The organism is Roseibium sp. 10G30-5 (assembly GCF_055809635.1).
This window is the reverse complement of record NZ_JBVVUH010000001.1, coordinates 233,498-249,828: the sequence shown is the minus strand read 5'-3', so window position 1 is coordinate 249,828 and position 16,331 is coordinate 233,498. Positions and strand designations below refer to the sequence as shown.

Sequence of the window (16,331 nt, the reverse complement as noted above, 5' to 3'; positions counted from 1 at the left end):
CCACATGCAAAAAATTGCTTTCAAGATGCAGCTCAATCCGGGCTGCGAAGCCGAGTACCAGAAGCGCCACGACGAGATCTGGCCGGAACTGTCCGCTCTGCTGAAGGAGGCTGGCGTCAGCGACTATTCCATTCATCTGGACACCGACACCTTGACGCTTTTTGCGGTGCTCTGGCGCACCGACGATCACCGTATGGATGACCTGCCCGCGCACCCGGTGATGCAACGCTGGTGGGCGCATATGGCCGACATCATGCAAAGCGCCCCGGACAATGAGCCAGTTGCAACGCCGCTCAAAACCGTTTTCCACATGGAGTAGGGCGTATGGTCCACGCAAGACATGTCGGCGTAATCGACATCGGCAAGACAAACGCCAAGGTGGCACTTGTTGATCTGGCAACAAAGACCGAAATTGGCGTGATGACCCGCCCGAACACGGTGCGACAGGACGGCCCCTATCCGCATTTTGATACGGAAGGTCATTGGAATTTTATCCTACATGCGCTTGCGACCTTGCATCGCAGTCACGGCATTGACGCCATTTCAGTGACCACTCACGGTGCTGCGGCCGTGTTTCTTGACAAGGACGGCGATCTGGCCGCACCCGCCCTCGACTATGAGTACAATGGTCCGGACGATACGGCCACCGCCTATGAGGCGATGCGACCGCCTTTCAGCGAAACCGGATCTCCGCGTCTGCCGCTGGGATTGAACCTTGGCGCGCAGCTCTACTGGCAATTGACGCGGGATCCGGAACTTCTCGCGCGCACCCACACTGTTCTTACCTATGCGCAATACTGGACCTGGCGTCTCACGGGCGTTGCTGCAAATGAAGTCACGTCGCTCGGCTGTCATACGGACCTGTGGAACCCGCATCGCGCCACATATTCCTCGCTGGTGGACAAGCTGGGCTTGAGTGGCCGCATGGCGCCAGTGCGCCACGCCGGCGATTGTCTTGGACCACTCACGCCTGATGTGGCAGCCCGGGCCGGCCTGCCGCAAACGATCCCGGTTTATTGCGGCATTCATGATTCCAATGCCTCGCTCTACCCCCATCTGACCGAGCGGGACGCACCATTTTCGGTCGTCTCCACCGGCACCTGGGTGATCGCGCTGTCAGTCGGTGGCAAAGCCACAACGCTGGATCCGACGCGAGACACGCTGATCAACGTCAATGCGCTCGGAGATCCGGTTCCCTCCGCCCGGTTCATGGGCGGGCGTGAGTTTGACACCATCCTCGCTAGGGCATGGGCGCGACTATACCGAACAGGATATTGCCGACGTTCTGGAGCGCGGCCTGATGCTGCTGCCCGCCGTCGAACCTCGCTCCGGGCCGTATCAGGGCCTCGCTTCGAAATGGACCTGCGACGAGACAACATTGACCGACGGTCAGCGCTATGTGGCGCTGTCCTGGTATCTGGCGCTGGTGACGCGGGATTGTCTGGACATGATCGGCGCGGATGGCCCCATCGTGGTCGAAGGCCCTTTTGCCCGCAATGCGTTGTATCTCGATATGCTGCGCAGCACGGCGGAACGACGTGTCACCGCGTCAGAAGGCTCTGTCACAGGCACCAGCATTGGCGCGGCACTGCTCGCCGACCAGACGCCACAGGTTACACCGCACACAAATCAGGCCGATCCGCGCCTGTCGCCCGACCCGGCACGCCACCGCTACGCAGCCATGCCTGGCAGGCCCATGTTGCCAGCCACATAGCCGCTAGCCGGGTCAAGGAGATGGTGGCCAACGATCAGTAACCTGCACCACTCATTCAGAATGTGAATCGAACCTGTCGAAACGATTCAAAACTGTCGTTGGACACACGCTTGGTGTGACGGCAGTCTTGCGTCATGACACAGACCAGCCCCAAAACTCATGATCGCGCATCGGAATTACCCGGCATCTGCCTGACAAAGCAGGATGCGTCGCGGAACATGTTTCGCTTTTACCGCGTTCATATCACTCATGATCTCTTCGGCACGCCTCAGATTGTGCGTGAATGGGGACGCATCGGCACGCGGGGCCGGTGCCTGCGTGAACCGGCCCTGTCGGACCTGCACGCACGCCAACGCCTTGCCGCTTTGATCAAGACCAAACAAAGGCGTGGGTACCTTCGCATTTCTACGGATAAAACGCCTTGTTTTCAGGACGCGAAACATATCAATTAAGGCCAATGGATACCCCTTTCGGGACCACACAGACGGCAGCAAAGGCACGACTCTCATGACAGCGCAGCAGGACCTTTTCACCACCCTCAAGAGCGCCAGCAAGGATCTCGACACCTGGCTGTTCGATCAGGCCTTGCCGATGTGGTGGCAGAACGGTGCTGATCAGGTCAATGGCGGCTTCCATGAAACGTTGATGTTGAGCGGAGATCCCACACCCTCCAACCGTCGCGCCCGGGTGTTGCCGCGGCAGATCTATTGTTACGCTGCCGCCGGTCAGGCCGGATGGACCGGGCCATGGCGCGACGCCGTGTTGCATGGCCTGCGCTTTTTCGAAGAGCATTATCGCCCCGACAATGGCACGGTAATCAGCACGATTTCGCCACAAGGCGACGTTCTCGACACTAGCTTTGATCTTTATAATCAAGCTTTTGCACTGTTTGGTTACGCCTGCGTGGCAAAAGCATTGCCCGACCAGGCCGAGCGCATGGAAGCCCAGGCCCTGTCGCTTCTGGACGCCCTGAAGGCCTATAAGCACCCGGTCGCAGGGTTCGAGGAAGCCATCCCGCGTAAGGAACCGCTGTGTTCCAACCCGCATATGCACCTGTTCGAGGCAATGTTGGCGCTGGGAAGCTGTGACACCCTCCGGCACGACAGTGTGGACGGATCTGGCAGACGAAATTGCCACCCTGTGCATGACGCGCTTCATCGATCCGGACACCGGCGTATTGCGTGAGTTTTTCGACGGCAACTGGCAGCCTATGCCGGGCCAGCCCGGTCGCACCGTCGAGCCGGGACATATGTTCGAATGGGCACTGGTTGCTCTCCCGCTTCGGTCTTTCACGCAACAATCCGGAAGCTCTGGCAAAGGCCGAAAAGCTGTATGAAAACGCTCATAACCACGGCGTCTGTCTGGACCGGAAGGTCGCCATCATGCAGTTGAACGACGACCTGTCGGTTCATGATCCGATCGCCCGGTTGTGGCCGCAAACAGAATGGATCAAGGCCGGCATCAGCATTGCCAACCTGCGCGCAGGAGCCGACCGCGATGCCGCTCTGGCGTCAACGCTGAAGGGCATCGAAGCCCTGCGCCGGTTTCTTGACGATGTACCGACCCCCGGCTTGTGGCGCGACAAGATGCAGCCAGATGGAAGCTGGGTCGAAGAGGCGGCCCCCGCCAGCTCCTTCTATCACATCGTGTGTGCGGCGCTGGAACTGCGCGACGGTCTCGACCGGCTGGAAGCCTGACGCCGGTCCAGCGTCGCCCAAGCACGGCCGAGATCGATGACGCCTGCGTTTGGGCGCCAGGCGCGGGCATCTTCTGCGTCTTCTCTACTTTGACCAATTCCGAGAACCACTTGGAAGATCACGCAAGTTTTAGCACCAAAGAAGCCGCCTGCCGCCTTTGGTCAACATGCGTTGCATTGATTTCTTAAGGTTTGAAAGGCAAACTTTGCCAAGAGTGTTATGGACAATAAAGCCGGGTCTACAGGGACTTTCGGTGGGCACCAATCACCGTGGATAGGCTGGAGCAGACGAACTTGATTGAACCCGGTGTTGTTATTCTGGGTGGCGGACATGCCACGCTGGCTCTGGCGCGTAGCCTTGGGGGACGTGGCATTCCGGTTTATCAAGTCACGGATGATCGCCATCTGGCGCATTGGTCGCGCCGGGTGCGCGAGGTGATTTCCTGGCACGGCCCGATGCATGAGGACGCCGCAGCGCTGCTGCTGGAACTCGCGCGAGATCGGGGGTGGCACAAATATCTTCTTGTGGGGGCAGGGGACGCCGAAGTCCAACTGATCGCCGAACACAAGGTGCTGCTCGAACGCGCCTTCCAGATTTTCCTGCCCGATTGGGACAGCCTGCAAGAGCTTTGCGAAAAACCTCAGCTTTATCCGCTGGCAACCCGGTTGGGCATTGATGTGCCACGAACCTGCGCAATGCACACATTGGCAGATTTTCGCGCCGCGCCGCCGGAATTTCCCGTCGTGCTGAAGCCCAATATGGGAGGCGGCAAAAGCTGGTTTTCCAAGGCGAAGGCCCTGCGCGCCGACACATGGGAAGCTTTCGAGCCGATTTATCAGGAAGCGGTTGCCGAAATTGGCGCCGACAATGTCATTGTGCAACAGCTTATCCCCGGCGGCGGCGAGGGGCAGATCTCCTATGCGGCTCTCTGGCTGGATGGCGAGCCTTTGGCCGAATTCACCGCGAAACGCAACCGGCAATACCCCGTCGACTTTGGCTATACCAGCACCCATGTGATTGTCGCCGATGTACCCGACGCCCTTGAAATTTCACGCAAGCTCTTGAGCCACAAGACGTTTACCGGCCTGGTCGAAATCGAGTTCAAACGCCATCCGACAGACGGGCGGCTGCGACTTCTCGACGTCAACCCACGGCCCTGGTCGTGGTTTGGGTTGTGTCAGGCAGCGGGCCTCAATCTCGGCTTCATGCTCTGGCAACTGGCGGCGGGCAAACCCCGCAACCTCATTCTCGCACAGGGGCAGGGCCCTCTGGTTGCGCGTCCCGGCACAACGTGGATGTATCTGGTGCGTGATGCGGTCTCGGCTCTGTCCTTGATCCGCCGCAAAAAGCTCAGTCTTGCCGTCTATCTGAAGTCGATTTTTTCTGTACAGGCGTGGGCCGCGTTTGATGGCTATGACCCTGTGCCCGGTGTTCTCGATATTCCGTTGACAGCGTGGCGCGTGCTGACCCGCCGCGTGCTGGGACGCAAACATGCCTCCTCGGCCAAGGCGGCCTGCTCGGATCAGTCAGCCAGACAGAAATTGAAGCAGGGGCTGCGCTATCAGACGATCCGGGCCGGACTGGAAGCCACCAGCCTGCCGGGCCTGAAACACCTTTTCCCGAAGGCGGCCGGACGCGGCGTGGTCTTTACCCTGCATCATGTGCGCCCGCACGACGCGGAGAACACCTTTGCTCCCAATGACATCTTGTCGATCACACCGGAGTTTCTGGCCCAGGCGATAGACGTTGCCACAGAGGCGGGCCTCGTGCCAGTGCATTTGCATGACCTGCCACGCTTGCTGGCCGATGCCGCCGACACACGCCGGTTTGTCGCTTTCACGCTGGACGATGGCTACCGCAACAATGCACGCCATGCGGCCCCCGTGTTTCGCCGGTATGGCATTCCTTACACGATTTTCATTGCGCCCGGTCTGGTCGACCGCAGCCGCGCGCCATGGTGGGAGACTGCCGAAGCGCTGCTGCGGGCAACCGATGTTCTGCACTTCGATTTTGGCAAAGGCAGCGAAACCCTGGATGTCGCCACCGACAGTCGGCGCTTACAGGCGTTTCAACGTCTTGCAGGCTTTGTCAAACGGGAGGAGGAGGACATTGCCGTCGCGCGCATTGACGCGGCAGCTCGCGCAATCGGTGTCGACCCGGTTGCCTTGACAGCGTCTCTGGTGATGAACGCCGGCGAGCTCAAAGGCCTCGCGGAAACCGACCCTCTGGTGCATTTTGGCGCTCACACGCTGACCCATATCAACATGAAGCGCGTCAGCGAAGACCGGCTGCATCATGAGATCGTCGAAAGCGCCCGTATTGTTGAACGGGACACGGGGCAAAAGCCGCGCTCCTTCTCGTATCCTTACGGATGGACAACGGCAGTGGGCTTGCGCGAGATGGACGCTGTTCGGGCAAGGGGGTTTGATGTGGCTGTCACAACGCAGCCCGGTGTTCTGGGTCAGGTCTGTGTGCAAGAGCCGATGAATGTGCCGCGCGTATCTCTCAACGGCGCATTTCAGAAACGCCGCTACGTTCGCGCGCTGATCTCCGGCATTCCGTTCAAGCTGACGAAGGGTTGAGACTCGGATTGAGAGCCTCAGGCCACCCTCCATCTGTCTTGTCTCATTTGGCAATCAACAGTTCGACACCGCGTCGCTCAAATTCCTTGGCCGTCGCATCAGAAATTCCGTCATCCGTGATGAACGACTGGATCACATCGAGCGACCCAAGCCGAGTGAAGGAGGACTTGCCGATCTTGGAGGAATCCGCCACCAGATAAACATGGGCCGCCGCCTTGATCATGGCTTCCTTGAGCTGCAAATCCGCAAAACTCGGATAGGTCAGGCCTGCATCCAGCGCCACGCCAGCGGTTGCCAGAAACAGCTTCCCGGCAAAGATGTTGCGAAAATAATCTACCGACTTGTCGCCAGACAACGACAAGGTCGGTGATTTGAACTGCCCGCCCGGCATGTGCACCGCAAAGCCCGGCACAGAGCCAAGCTCGATGGCGATGTTCAATGCATTGGTGATCACCGTAAGCTGATGACGGCCCGAAAGGCGACTGGCGATCTCCGTCGTCGTGGTGCCTGCATCCAGAATGAGCGTCTCGCCGTCCTTGACCAGACTGGCGGCCAGCGCGCCGATGCGGCGCTTCTTGTCCATGTTGTCCTGATGGTGCAACGTCAGCGAGGTTGATTGCACCGGGGCACGGTTCAAGAAGGCGCCGCCATGCTCGCGAGTGATCAGACCATCCCCTTCAAGACGCTCCAGATCCTGACGGATCGTGGCATCCGAGACACGGAACGCTTCCGCCAATTCGCGCACACGGGCCGAGCCTTCCTCCTGGATCCACTCCAGAATACGGCGTCGGCGTGGCTCGGACAGCAGACCGACCATTGCCCCGCCGGTGTCGTGATCGGACGTGGTGTCCATTTCGAATCCCACTTAAATGAAGATGATTGCAAACAAATCGAACCATCCCGATTTAGTCGCATCCGATCGACACGGCAAGAGCGAGGCACCCAGATTTAATCCGGGCACCTCTCTCAACCGATCTGCTGTTGCAGGACGACACGGGCCTGAAGCTTCTGCTGTACCTGATCCACGACCACAGCAGCAATGATCACCAGCCCCTTGATCACGGTCTGCCAGAAGGAGGAAACCCCCATCATGATCAGTCCGTCGGCCAGAATCCCAATCACGAAAGCGCCGATCAGTGTACCACCGATGCGCCCGCGGCCGCCCGACATGGATGTGCCACCCAAAACGGCCGCCGCGATGGCATTCAGCTCGAAAGTCTCGCCCGTTGCCGGATGGCTGGCCTGAAGCTGCGAGGCGATGATCAGCCCGACCAGCGCAGCACAAACGCCGGAGAACATGTAAACGAAGATCTTGATCCGATCGACATTGACCCCGGACAGGGCCGCACCGCGTTCATTGCCGCCGACCGCATAGATGTAGCGCCCCAGTGGTGTGCGCGTTGCCAGATAAGCGGCCAGAATGGCAACAACCGCCAGGATCCAGATCGACAGCGGGATCGACAGAATAGTGCCCGCCCCAATGAGCGGGAACGTGTCCGACCCATATTCGGCGGTGCCGGTCAGATTGGGAAAGGTGCCGCCGTTGGACGACAGCAGAGCCGCGCCGCGCGCCACATACAGCGTGCCCAGAGTGGCGATAAAGGGGGCCACATTCAGTTTGGTGATCAACAAGCCGTTGGCAATGCCGATCACCGCCCCGACAACCAGCACGATGGCACAAATTTCCAGCGTGTTGAATTGCAGGCTGTAGCCGATCCCGAGATCAACACCATTCAGCACCAGATAGCCCGCGACCATGGCGCAAAGCCCGACAATAGAGCCGACAGACAAATCAATGCCGCCGGTGATGATGACGAAGGTCATGCCAATGGCCAGAAAAGCATTCAAAGCCACATGCTTCGAGACGATCAGCACGTTTTCGGCCGACAAGAAGTTAGGCGCGGCAAAGGCGAAGAAAAAGAAGACCACAAACAGCGCCACCAGCGTGCGCAACTTAAGAAGCAAAAGCAGGGCCGACGCGCTGCTTTTCGGCGGGTTTTCCAGAGAGATCGTGCTCATTGTTCCATTGCCTCGGACTGAAGGGGCGTTGCCGCCGAAATGACATCTGATGGGTTGGCGCCAGCGGGAAATTCTCCCGTCAGCTTGCCACTGGCCATGACGAGAATACGGTCGGAGAGGGCAAGCACCTCTTCCAGATCGGATGTGACGAACAGAATGCCGAGACCCTCGGCCGCAAGCCGGCGCATCTTGCGAAAGATCTCTGCCTTGGCTCCGATGTCGATGCCGCGAGAAGGCTCGTCCATCAGCAAAATTTTCGGATTGGTCATCAACGCCTTGCCGATGACCACTTTTTGCTGATTGCCGCCCGACAGGCTCGACACGGGGTGCTCGATGTCAGCAATCTTGATCGTCATGCGCTGTACGAATTCGGCCGCCCGCCGGGCTTCCGCCACCAGCGACAAGTGAATACCTCTGGTGAAATCCCGCAGGGACGACAGTGTCAGATTTTCACGGATCGCCATGGTCTGCACCAGACCGTCGCGTTTGCGATCTTCCGGAATCAGCGCCAGCCCCCGCCGGATGCGGCCGGAGACATGACTTTCCTTCAGCGGCTTGCCGTCAATATAAAGCGTTCCTGTCGATTGCGGGTGCTGCGCCATGATGCATTCCAGCAATTCAGACCGCCCGGCCCCCATCAATCCGTAAAGTCCGACGATCTCCCCGGCTCGCACCGACAAAGACAGGTGATCAACGGTGAAACCCTTCGACGGACTGGGCAGGCAAACCTCCTCGACACGGAAGACTTCCGCGCCAAGCTCATGATCTTCAGCCTTGGGAAATTCCTTGGAAGCACTGCCAATCATGTTGCTGACGATCCAGGGAATATCGACGCCCTGCATGGACCGCGCACCGGTAATCACGCCATCGCGCAGCACGGTGATGTAATCGCCAATGCGGATCAACTCTTCCAGCCGGTGCGAGATGTAGACAATGCCGACACCTTGACGCTTCAGATCGCCGATCACCCGGAACAGCACCTCAACTTCGGCCTGAGACAGGGCAGAGGTCGGCTCATCAAGAATGAGAATACGCGCATCTTCCGCCAGCGCCTTGGCGATCTCGACAATCTGTTGCTGGCCAATGCGCAAATTGCCAAGCGGCATGTCCGGGTCGATATCCTGCTCAAGCCGCTGCATCAGGGCACGGGCTTCGTCACGCTGCGCGGCCCGGTCGATCTGAATTTTCGCCATCGTCTTCTCGTGGCCAAGAAAGATGTTCTCGGTCACGCTCAGATTGGGAAACAGGTTCAATTCCTGAAACACGATGCCAACACCGTGACGGGCTGCATCGGCCTTGTCGGCGAAAACAATCGGTGTACCATCGATCTCAATCGTGCCGCCGTTGAGTTTCTCAACCCCCGAGATGACTTTCATCAACGTCGATTTTCCGGCCCCGTTCTCGCCAACAAGAACATTGACCGCCCCAAGCCGAAGGTCGAAGTCCACATTCTTCAAGGCTTGCGTGCCCGGATAGAATTTCGAACCGTTGCGAATGGTCAATCCAATGGGGTGCTGCCCAGTGGGATGCTGCAAGTCACTCATGGCGCAACCTCGATCGACACTGGCGTGATCAGCAACTCTTCACTGGCCGAGCGCACGGCAGTCGCGCCCAGGAAAGTAATGGTCTTGCCTGCCAGATCTGGCGTTTTCGCAGGTTTGACGTCTTGCAAGGCGCGCGTGTTCAGCGCCCGGCCCAGACGGGCAAACTCGATCTGATCGCGGAAGCTGGAGAAGTCATAGAAAGGCGCCAGATCGCGCAGCGCAGATCCGCGCACCACCGGGCCAAGCTGCAACTTCGCGTCGGCCTTGCCATCGCCATTACTGTCAATTTCCGCAAAGCTGGCCGCAGACTTGAGATTGAGCGTCACAACCTTGCCCTTGCCCTTCACGGCAAAATTCGAGGCCCCGCCCATACCGCCAACGCGCACCCCGTGATCCGTGCCATAGGCTTTCAAATCCTTGGCCTTGCCCGTTTCCAGATCGGTCACGTCGACAGACTTGTCGGCCAACAAAGGCACCAGCTTGCTCTTGTAGGTTTTTTCGATGAGCGCGGAAATACGCGACGCATCACCAGCCTGACCTGCCATGGCGGCCTTGCTTGGCCCCTTGCCATCCTTGACCAGCTTGCAGCCGCACAGGCCAACACTCAGCGTCACCGCAACGGCGAGACACAGGTTCATTCTCATGGGAACACCAGATTTCATGCAGAACCGGAAACCGCCCGAGCAAATGCCACGCCTATTGAGAATGCGGGCACTCACTCGGGAGGGAACGGGTCGTCTTATTTCAGGGCGAATGTGTCCAGCGACTTGGCATTGCTGCTGTCGATCAACACGCAATCCATGAGCTGCTTTTCTTCTTCACCCGTCTTGCCGGTCTTGATGTAGGCGTCGGCCTGCTCCACAGCGAGCTGCGCCTGCTGGTAAGCCGGTTGCAGGACGGTTGCCTTGATGCCGCCTTCCAAAATGGAATCGCGCACGTCATTGGAGCCGTCAAAGCCGACGACAATCACGTCGCCACGGCCCGCAGCCTTCAAGGCCGCATATGCCCCCATCGCCATGGTGTCATTGCCCGAGATCACACCCTTGATGTCGGGATGCGCCTGAAGCATGGATTCCATAACGGTATAGGCTTCGGTCTGCGACCAGTTGGCCGTCTGGTGGGCCACCATCTTCAAGTCGGTGTACTGGTCGATAACATCGTGATAGCCCTGCGAGCGGATGCCCGCATTGGTATCGGATTCCTTGCCAACCAATTCGGCATATTTGCCTTTCTCACCCATTAGTTCAACGAACTTCTGCGCGCCGAGTTGGGCACACTGGTAGTTGTTGGAAACGATCTGCGACACCGCAACGCCAGTTTTGGTGATTTCGCGGTCGATCAGGAACGAAGGAATACCCTTGTCCTTGGCTTTCTGTACCGCTGCCACGGTGGCATTGGCACCAGCGTTGTCCAGAATGATGGCCTTTACCCCTGCCGCAATGGCGGAATCAAACAGTTCATCCTGCTTGTTGGCATCATCATTATGCACGAGAACCATAGTCGTGTAGCCAAGCGCCTTTGCCTTGGCATCCGCGCCTTCTGCTTCCGCCTTGAAGAACGGGTTGTCGTGACTGGGTGTAATGATGGCAATGGTGTCAGCCGCCTGAGCGACACCGGAAACCGCACCGGCAAGGCCAAGGGCCAATGCCGACACAAGCAGATGCTTGCCGAATTTCATGATTTCTCCTCCCTAGATGCAGCCCCTCTCCCGTGGGGCCGTGAGCAAAGACTATCGATCTCTTTCGATTTATGTCAATATATTTTTGTTTTTAGATTTTTATCGTTGAATTTTTCTCGTTCTGGTGGAGATCAAGCCTTTTCACATAATGATCTTTTGAAAATTGCTCTAAAAGCTTGTGCAATGCGATATTTTTAAATCTCATATTTAAATTTAATTGCCTCTGGACAAAAAAACAAAAACAAACAAAAATAATCGAAAGAAGGCGCGATATAGCGTCGTGAATTTCTGGGAGGAAAAATGAGCCGCTTCATTCGCAAGAAGATCGCGCTTGGTGTCGTGATCGGCAGCCGGGCCTTTTTCAACGGTGCACCATGTCGAGCCGCCCGTGAAGAGGTGCTGGCGCATCTGGAGGCCCTGGGCGTCGAGGCTCATATCCTGCCGTATGAGGCGACCGTCAACGGAGCCGTGCAAAGCATTGCCGATGCGGATCTTTATGCCGATCACTTCCGCAAGATCCGTGATGACATAGACGGTCTGGTCATCTGCCTGCCCAACTTCGGCGACGAGATTGCTGTCGCCGAACTGGTCAATCGCGCCCGTCTGAATGTGCCGATCCTGCTTCAGGCCAGCAATGACGAAATCGACAAGGTATCGGTGCATGAGCGCCGCGACGCATTTTGCGGCAAACTGTCGGTGGCCAACAATTTCTGGCAATATGGCGTGCCTTTCACGGAGACAACCTCGCATACCTGTGACACGGGCAGTGCAGAGTTCAAGGACGATCTGGATCGCTTTTCACGCGTCTGTCGAACCGTTAAAGGCCTGCGCAATGCGCGGCTTGGAGCGATTGGCGCGCGCACTGGCGCCTTTCAGACCATGCGGTATTCGGAAAAGCTGTTACAGGCCTCCGGCGTGACCGTCGTCACGGTGGATCTGTCTGAAATGATGCAGGCGGCCGGAGCCATCAAGGACAATGAACCGGATCTGCTTGAGAAAATGGAGCGGATCAAGGCCTATGGCACGATTCCGGCTCATATCAAGCCCGACCAGATCCTGCGGCAGGCCAAATGGACGCTCGCCGTCAACCGCTGGATCGAGGAGAACGACTGCGACGCATCTGCCATCCAGTGTTGGCGCGCATTGCAGGACAATTTCGGCTGCGCCACCTGTGTCACCATGTCGATGATGGGCGAAGAACTGATGCCATCGGCCTGCGAGGTTGATGTCATGGGCGCTTTGTCCATGTACGCCTTGTCACTGGCCTCTGGTGCGCCCGCAGCACTTCTCGACTGGAACAACAATTACGCTGACGAGACTGATAAATGCGTCTGCACCCATTGTGGCAATTACCCAAAGAGTTTCTTCGGAACGACGCCCGAGATCGGTGAGCTGGATGTGCTCGGCGAGACAATCGGGCGCGAGAAGTGCTTCGGTGCCGTGAAGGGAAAGGTCCAGCCGGGCCCCATGACCTACTTCCGCCTGTCGACCGACGACCGCGCTGGCATGACCAAATGCTATCTGGGCGAGGGGGCGTTCACAGATGATCCCTTCCCCATGGATGGCGGCATTGCTGTAACTCAGGTCGAGAACCTGCGCCGCCTGATGCGCTTCGTCAGTCAGAACGGTTTTGAACATCACGTCGCAATGGTGCGCGGCCAGCACGCCGACGTGCTTCAGGAAGCCGTTCATCGCTACCTGAAATGGCCGATGTACCACCATAATGCCGAGCCGGAACCGACGCTCACCCTGCCGAACCGCTTTTTGATGGGACCCATGATGATGCTGAAAAATGATATCATTCCAACGATCCGTGACAAGGCCCTGTGGATGCGTCGGCAGGCCTTTGAGATGGTGTTCAACGCAGGCCTCGGTCATCCGGGCGGCGACTTTTCCGCTATTGATATTCTGGCCACACTGTATTTTGGCGTGATGCATTACGATCCGGCACAGCCCGATGCGCAGGATCGTGACCGCTTCATCATGTCCAAAGGTCATGCCACGGGCGCGCTTTACACCGCCTTGTGCGCCGCCGGTTATTATCCGCAAGACTGGCTTGCCACTTATATGCAGACGGATTCGAAACTCAACGGCCATCCCAACCGAAACTACCTGCCCGGCGTGGAAACCAACACCGGTCCGCTGGGTCACGGGCTGCCCGTTGCCGTGGGCACGGCTATTGCCGGACAGCTCTCGGGCAACGCCTTCCGTACCTTCATTCTCACCGGCGACGGCGAATTGCAGGAAGGCTCCAACTGGGAAGCAGCCATGACCGCAGGCAACCGCAAATTGGCCAACCTGACCCTGATCGTGGATCGCAACCGCCTTCAACAGGGGCAGGGAACAGAAGAAACCAACGGACTTGACCCCCTCGACGACAAGTTTCGGGCCTTTGGCTGGCATGTCGACGACGTGGACGGGCACGACATCGAGGCGCTCCATACGGTGTTGAGCGCACCGCCAAACAGCGCGGGGCGTCCTCGCTGCATCATTGCCAACACGGTAAAGGGCAAGGGCGTGTCCTTCATGGAAAATCAGGCTGGTTGGCACCACGGCGTACCCAATGCCGAACAATTTGCAACCGCAATGCAGGAGCTGGTCTGATGGCCGATGCCGCCGACAAACAGCAAGAGCGCTTTGATTGCCGCACCATCTGGGCTGAAACCCTAGAGGATCTGGCCGCGAATGACCCGCGTATTGTCGCTGTGGTCAATGATTCCGTCGGGTCGTCCAAGCTTGGCGGGTTTCAGAGGAAATTCCCCGACCGACTGATCAACGTCGGTATTGCCGAGCAAAACATGGTCGGCGTAGGCGCAGGGCTGGCGAACGGCGGGCGCATTCCGTTTGTCTCTGCCGCCTCCTGTTTTCTGACCGGTCGTGCGCTGGAGCAGGTCAAGGCTGACATCGCCTATGCCCGCTTCAACGTGAAACTTGTCGGCCAGTCTTCCGGCATTGCCTACGGAGAACTCGGCCCGACGCATCATTCCATCGAGGATTTTGCCTGGCTGCGACCGCTGGATGCCATCACGGTTGTTGTGCCTGCCGACCCGTGGGAAACGGAAGCTGCCATCCGCTGGGCCGCCGCACATGAGGGGCCGGTCTATCTGCGTCTCAGTCGCATGGCAGTGCCCAATCTGGATGTGCCAGATCGGCGCTTTCAACCGGGCAAAGCCGAGCTTGTCCGCCAGGGCTGCGACTTGGCGATTATCGCCTGCGGCACGACAGTGCATCTCGCAATCGAAGCGGCAGACAGTCTGCACCGACACCACGGCATCAGTGCCCGCGTTCTCAACATGGCAACGATCAACCCGCTGGATGAAGAGGCCGTGGCCAGCGCTGCAGAGCTTGGTGCCATTGTCACGGTCGAAGAAGCCAATATCCATGGCGGTTTGGGCGGCGCCGTGGCCGAGTTCACCAGCGCCAACCAACCGGTACCGGTCGAGCGTATGGGCTTTCCCGGTTTTCTGCCGACAGGCTCCATCGAGACGCTGTTTCATCGCTTTGGCCTCAGCGGCGAAGGCATTGCTACGCGCGCGCGCAAGGCCTTGGAGCGCAAGCGGTCATGACACACCCGTGTTTTCTTGCCATTGATCAGGGCACGACCAATACGAAGGCCTTGCTCATCGACACAGAGGGCGCGGTTGTGGCGCGGGCCTCCAGCGCGCTGACATCACATTATCCAAAACCCGGATGGGCCGAACAATCTGCGGATGACATCTGGCACAGCGTGCAGCAGGTCATTGCCCGGATTGGCGCAACACATGATCTGATGAACGTGCTGGGCATCGGCATCGCCAGTCAGCGCGAAACGCTGGTCGTCTGGGATGCGGACACGAACAAGCCAATTGCTCCGGCGATCCTGTGGCAATGTCGGCGCACCGCGCCAGACTGCGAAGCCCTGCGCAGGATGGGCGCAGGCGACGATGTGCTTGCGGCCACCGGCCTTGCCATCAACCCCCTGTTTCCCGCCTCAAAACTCGGCTGGGTCTTGCGCTCTATTGAGGGCGCGCGTGCGCTGGCAGATGCGGGACGTCTGCGGGCGGGAACCATCGATAGCTGGCTGTTAAATCGCCTGACTGGCGGCAAAGTTTTTGCGACAGATCATTCCAACGCCTCACGCACCCAGCTTTTCGACATCAACCGACTTGAGTGGAGTGATCTGCTTTGCGATCTGTTCGAGGTGCCTGAAACCTGCCTGCCTGCGCCAATGCCCTCCGACAGCTTGTTCGGCCACACGTCGGCTGGTACGACAGCACTTCCCGAAGGCGTACCGATCCACGCCATGATGGGCGACAGTCACGCAGCGCTTTATGGGCACGGTGTGCGCACGCCCGGTCTCGTCAAGGCAACCTATGGCACCGGGTCCTCACTGATGACGCTGACACCCGAGCGCATCACTTCACACAATGGTCTGTCGAGCACCATTGCCTGGACAGATGCACGCGGCACCGCCTACGCCCTTGAAGGCAACATCACTGTCTCGGCACAAGCCGCCGCCTTTGCCGCCACCATGCTGGGCCTGCAAGACGCACAGGCGCTGTCCGATCTGGCGCAAACCGTACCCGATGCGGCAGGCACCACCTTCGTTCCCGCCCTGAGTGGTTTGGGCGCACCGTACTGGGATGACTACGCAACCGGGACCATCAGCGGCATGACGCTCGCAACCACACCGGCGCATATCGCAAGGGCTACCTTTGACGCCATCGCCTTACAGATCGCTGACGTGTTCCGCGCCATGGAAAAGGACATCGGCCGTCTGCTTGATGGGCTGCTGGCGGATGGCGGGGCATCTGCCAATGGCTTTCTGATGCAATTGCAGGCCGATATTCTGGACCGGCCCGTCACCTGTGGCGCACAGGCAGAAGTGGGGGCCTTCGGCGTCTGGGCCATGGGACTTGAGGCTCTCGGACACCCGGCCCCGCTTGTAAAAGATACCGGAAAGGCATTTTTTCCGGCGCAGGAAGAGCACGCTGCGGCCGTCAATCTGTCGCAGCGCTGGCGTCAAAGCGTCGCCAATCTTCTCGCCACACCGCATTGAAACCACACAAAAAGGGGCAGGGCGCAGGACGCGCTCTGCCCTCATGTCGTCAGGTCACC

At 58.8% G+C, this 16,331-nt stretch carries 11 protein-coding genes and 2 pseudogenes; 8 read left to right on the top strand and 5 right to left on the bottom strand.

Features of this window, described 5'->3' with window-relative positions; genetic code table 11:
• The first annotated feature begins 4 nt into the window (after window positions 1–4).
• The 5 genes and pseudogenes from rhaM (at window position 5) to AC0L7U_RS20145 (ending at window position 5,993) form a co-directional block, all read left to right on the top strand.
• Window positions 5–319: an L-rhamnose mutarotase gene (gene rhaM, locus AC0L7U_RS20165; protein ID WP_473696341.1), complete on the top strand. Its 315-nt coding sequence runs from the start codon at window positions 5–7 to the stop codon at window positions 317–319.
• A gap of 5 nt (window positions 320–324) precedes the next feature.
• A pseudogene (locus AC0L7U_RS20160) lies at window positions 325–1,714 on the top strand (FGGY-family carbohydrate kinase).
• A gap of 134 nt (window positions 1,715–1,848) precedes the next feature.
• Window positions 1,849–2,166, top strand: coding sequence for a WGR domain-containing protein (locus tag AC0L7U_RS20155; RefSeq protein WP_473696339.1), 318 nt, complete (start codon window positions 1,849–1,851; stop codon window positions 2,164–2,166).
• A gap of 55 nt (window positions 2,167–2,221) precedes the next feature.
• Window positions 2,222–3,411: pseudogene (locus AC0L7U_RS20150) on the top strand (AGE family epimerase/isomerase).
• A 293-nt stretch (window positions 3,412–3,704) separates the two neighbouring features.
• Window positions 3,705–5,993, top strand: a complete 2,289-nt coding sequence (locus AC0L7U_RS20145; protein ID WP_473696337.1) for a polysaccharide deacetylase family protein — start codon at window positions 3,705–3,707, stop codon at window positions 5,991–5,993.
• 43 nt (window positions 5,994–6,036) lie between these two features.
• Here the strand turns inward: AC0L7U_RS20145 and AC0L7U_RS20140 are convergent, their stop codons facing one another.
• From AC0L7U_RS20140 to AC0L7U_RS20120, 5 genes are all read right to left on the bottom strand, one after another.
• Window positions 6,037–6,846 carry a DeoR/GlpR family DNA-binding transcription regulator gene (locus tag AC0L7U_RS20140; RefSeq protein ID WP_473696335.1) on the bottom strand — a complete coding sequence of 270 codons (810 nt, stop codon included), beginning with the start codon at window positions 6,844–6,846 and terminating at the stop codon, window positions 6,037–6,039.
• A 113-nt stretch (window positions 6,847–6,959) separates the two neighbouring features.
• Window positions 6,960–8,012: an ABC transporter permease gene (locus AC0L7U_RS20135; RefSeq protein WP_473696333.1), complete on the bottom strand. Its 1,053-nt coding sequence runs from the start codon at window positions 8,010–8,012 to the stop codon at window positions 6,960–6,962.
• Window positions 8,009–9,556 (bottom strand): sugar ABC transporter ATP-binding protein, encoded by a 1,548-nt coding sequence (locus AC0L7U_RS20130; RefSeq protein WP_473696331.1) that lies wholly within the window; start codon window positions 9,554–9,556, stop codon window positions 8,009–8,011. The genes AC0L7U_RS20135 and AC0L7U_RS20130 overlap by 4 nt, the downstream gene beginning before the upstream one ends.
• Window positions 9,553–10,200: a DUF2291 family protein gene (locus tag AC0L7U_RS20125; protein WP_473696329.1), complete on the bottom strand. Its 648-nt coding sequence runs from the start codon at window positions 10,198–10,200 to the stop codon at window positions 9,553–9,555. The genes AC0L7U_RS20130 and AC0L7U_RS20125 overlap by 4 nt, the downstream gene beginning before the upstream one ends.
• 95 nt (window positions 10,201–10,295) lie before the next feature.
• Window positions 10,296–11,234, bottom strand: a complete 939-nt coding sequence (locus AC0L7U_RS20120) for a substrate-binding domain-containing protein (protein ID WP_473696327.1) — start codon at window positions 11,232–11,234, stop codon at window positions 10,296–10,298.
• A gap of 300 nt (window positions 11,235–11,534) precedes the next feature.
• On the opposite strand from AC0L7U_RS20120, the gene AC0L7U_RS20115 reads away from it, so the two are divergent.
• The 3 genes from AC0L7U_RS20115 to AC0L7U_RS20105 are packed head-to-tail and all read left to right on the top strand — an operon-like array spanning window position 11,535 to window position 16,272.
• Window positions 11,535–13,838, top strand: coding sequence for a hypothetical protein (locus tag AC0L7U_RS20115; RefSeq protein ID WP_473696325.1), 2,304 nt, complete (start codon window positions 11,535–11,537; stop codon window positions 13,836–13,838).
• On the top strand, window positions 13,838–14,800 hold the full coding sequence (locus tag AC0L7U_RS20110; RefSeq protein ID WP_473696323.1) for a transketolase family protein: 963 nt from the start codon (window positions 13,838–13,840) through the stop codon (window positions 14,798–14,800). The genes AC0L7U_RS20115 and AC0L7U_RS20110 overlap by 1 nt, the downstream gene beginning before the upstream one ends.
• Window positions 14,797–16,272: an FGGY family carbohydrate kinase gene (locus tag AC0L7U_RS20105; protein WP_473696321.1), complete on the top strand. Its 1,476-nt coding sequence runs from the start codon at window positions 14,797–14,799 to the stop codon at window positions 16,270–16,272. Before AC0L7U_RS20110 ends, AC0L7U_RS20105 begins: the two co-directional genes overlap by 4 nt.
• The last annotated feature ends 59 nt before the right edge of the window (window positions 16,273–16,331 follow it).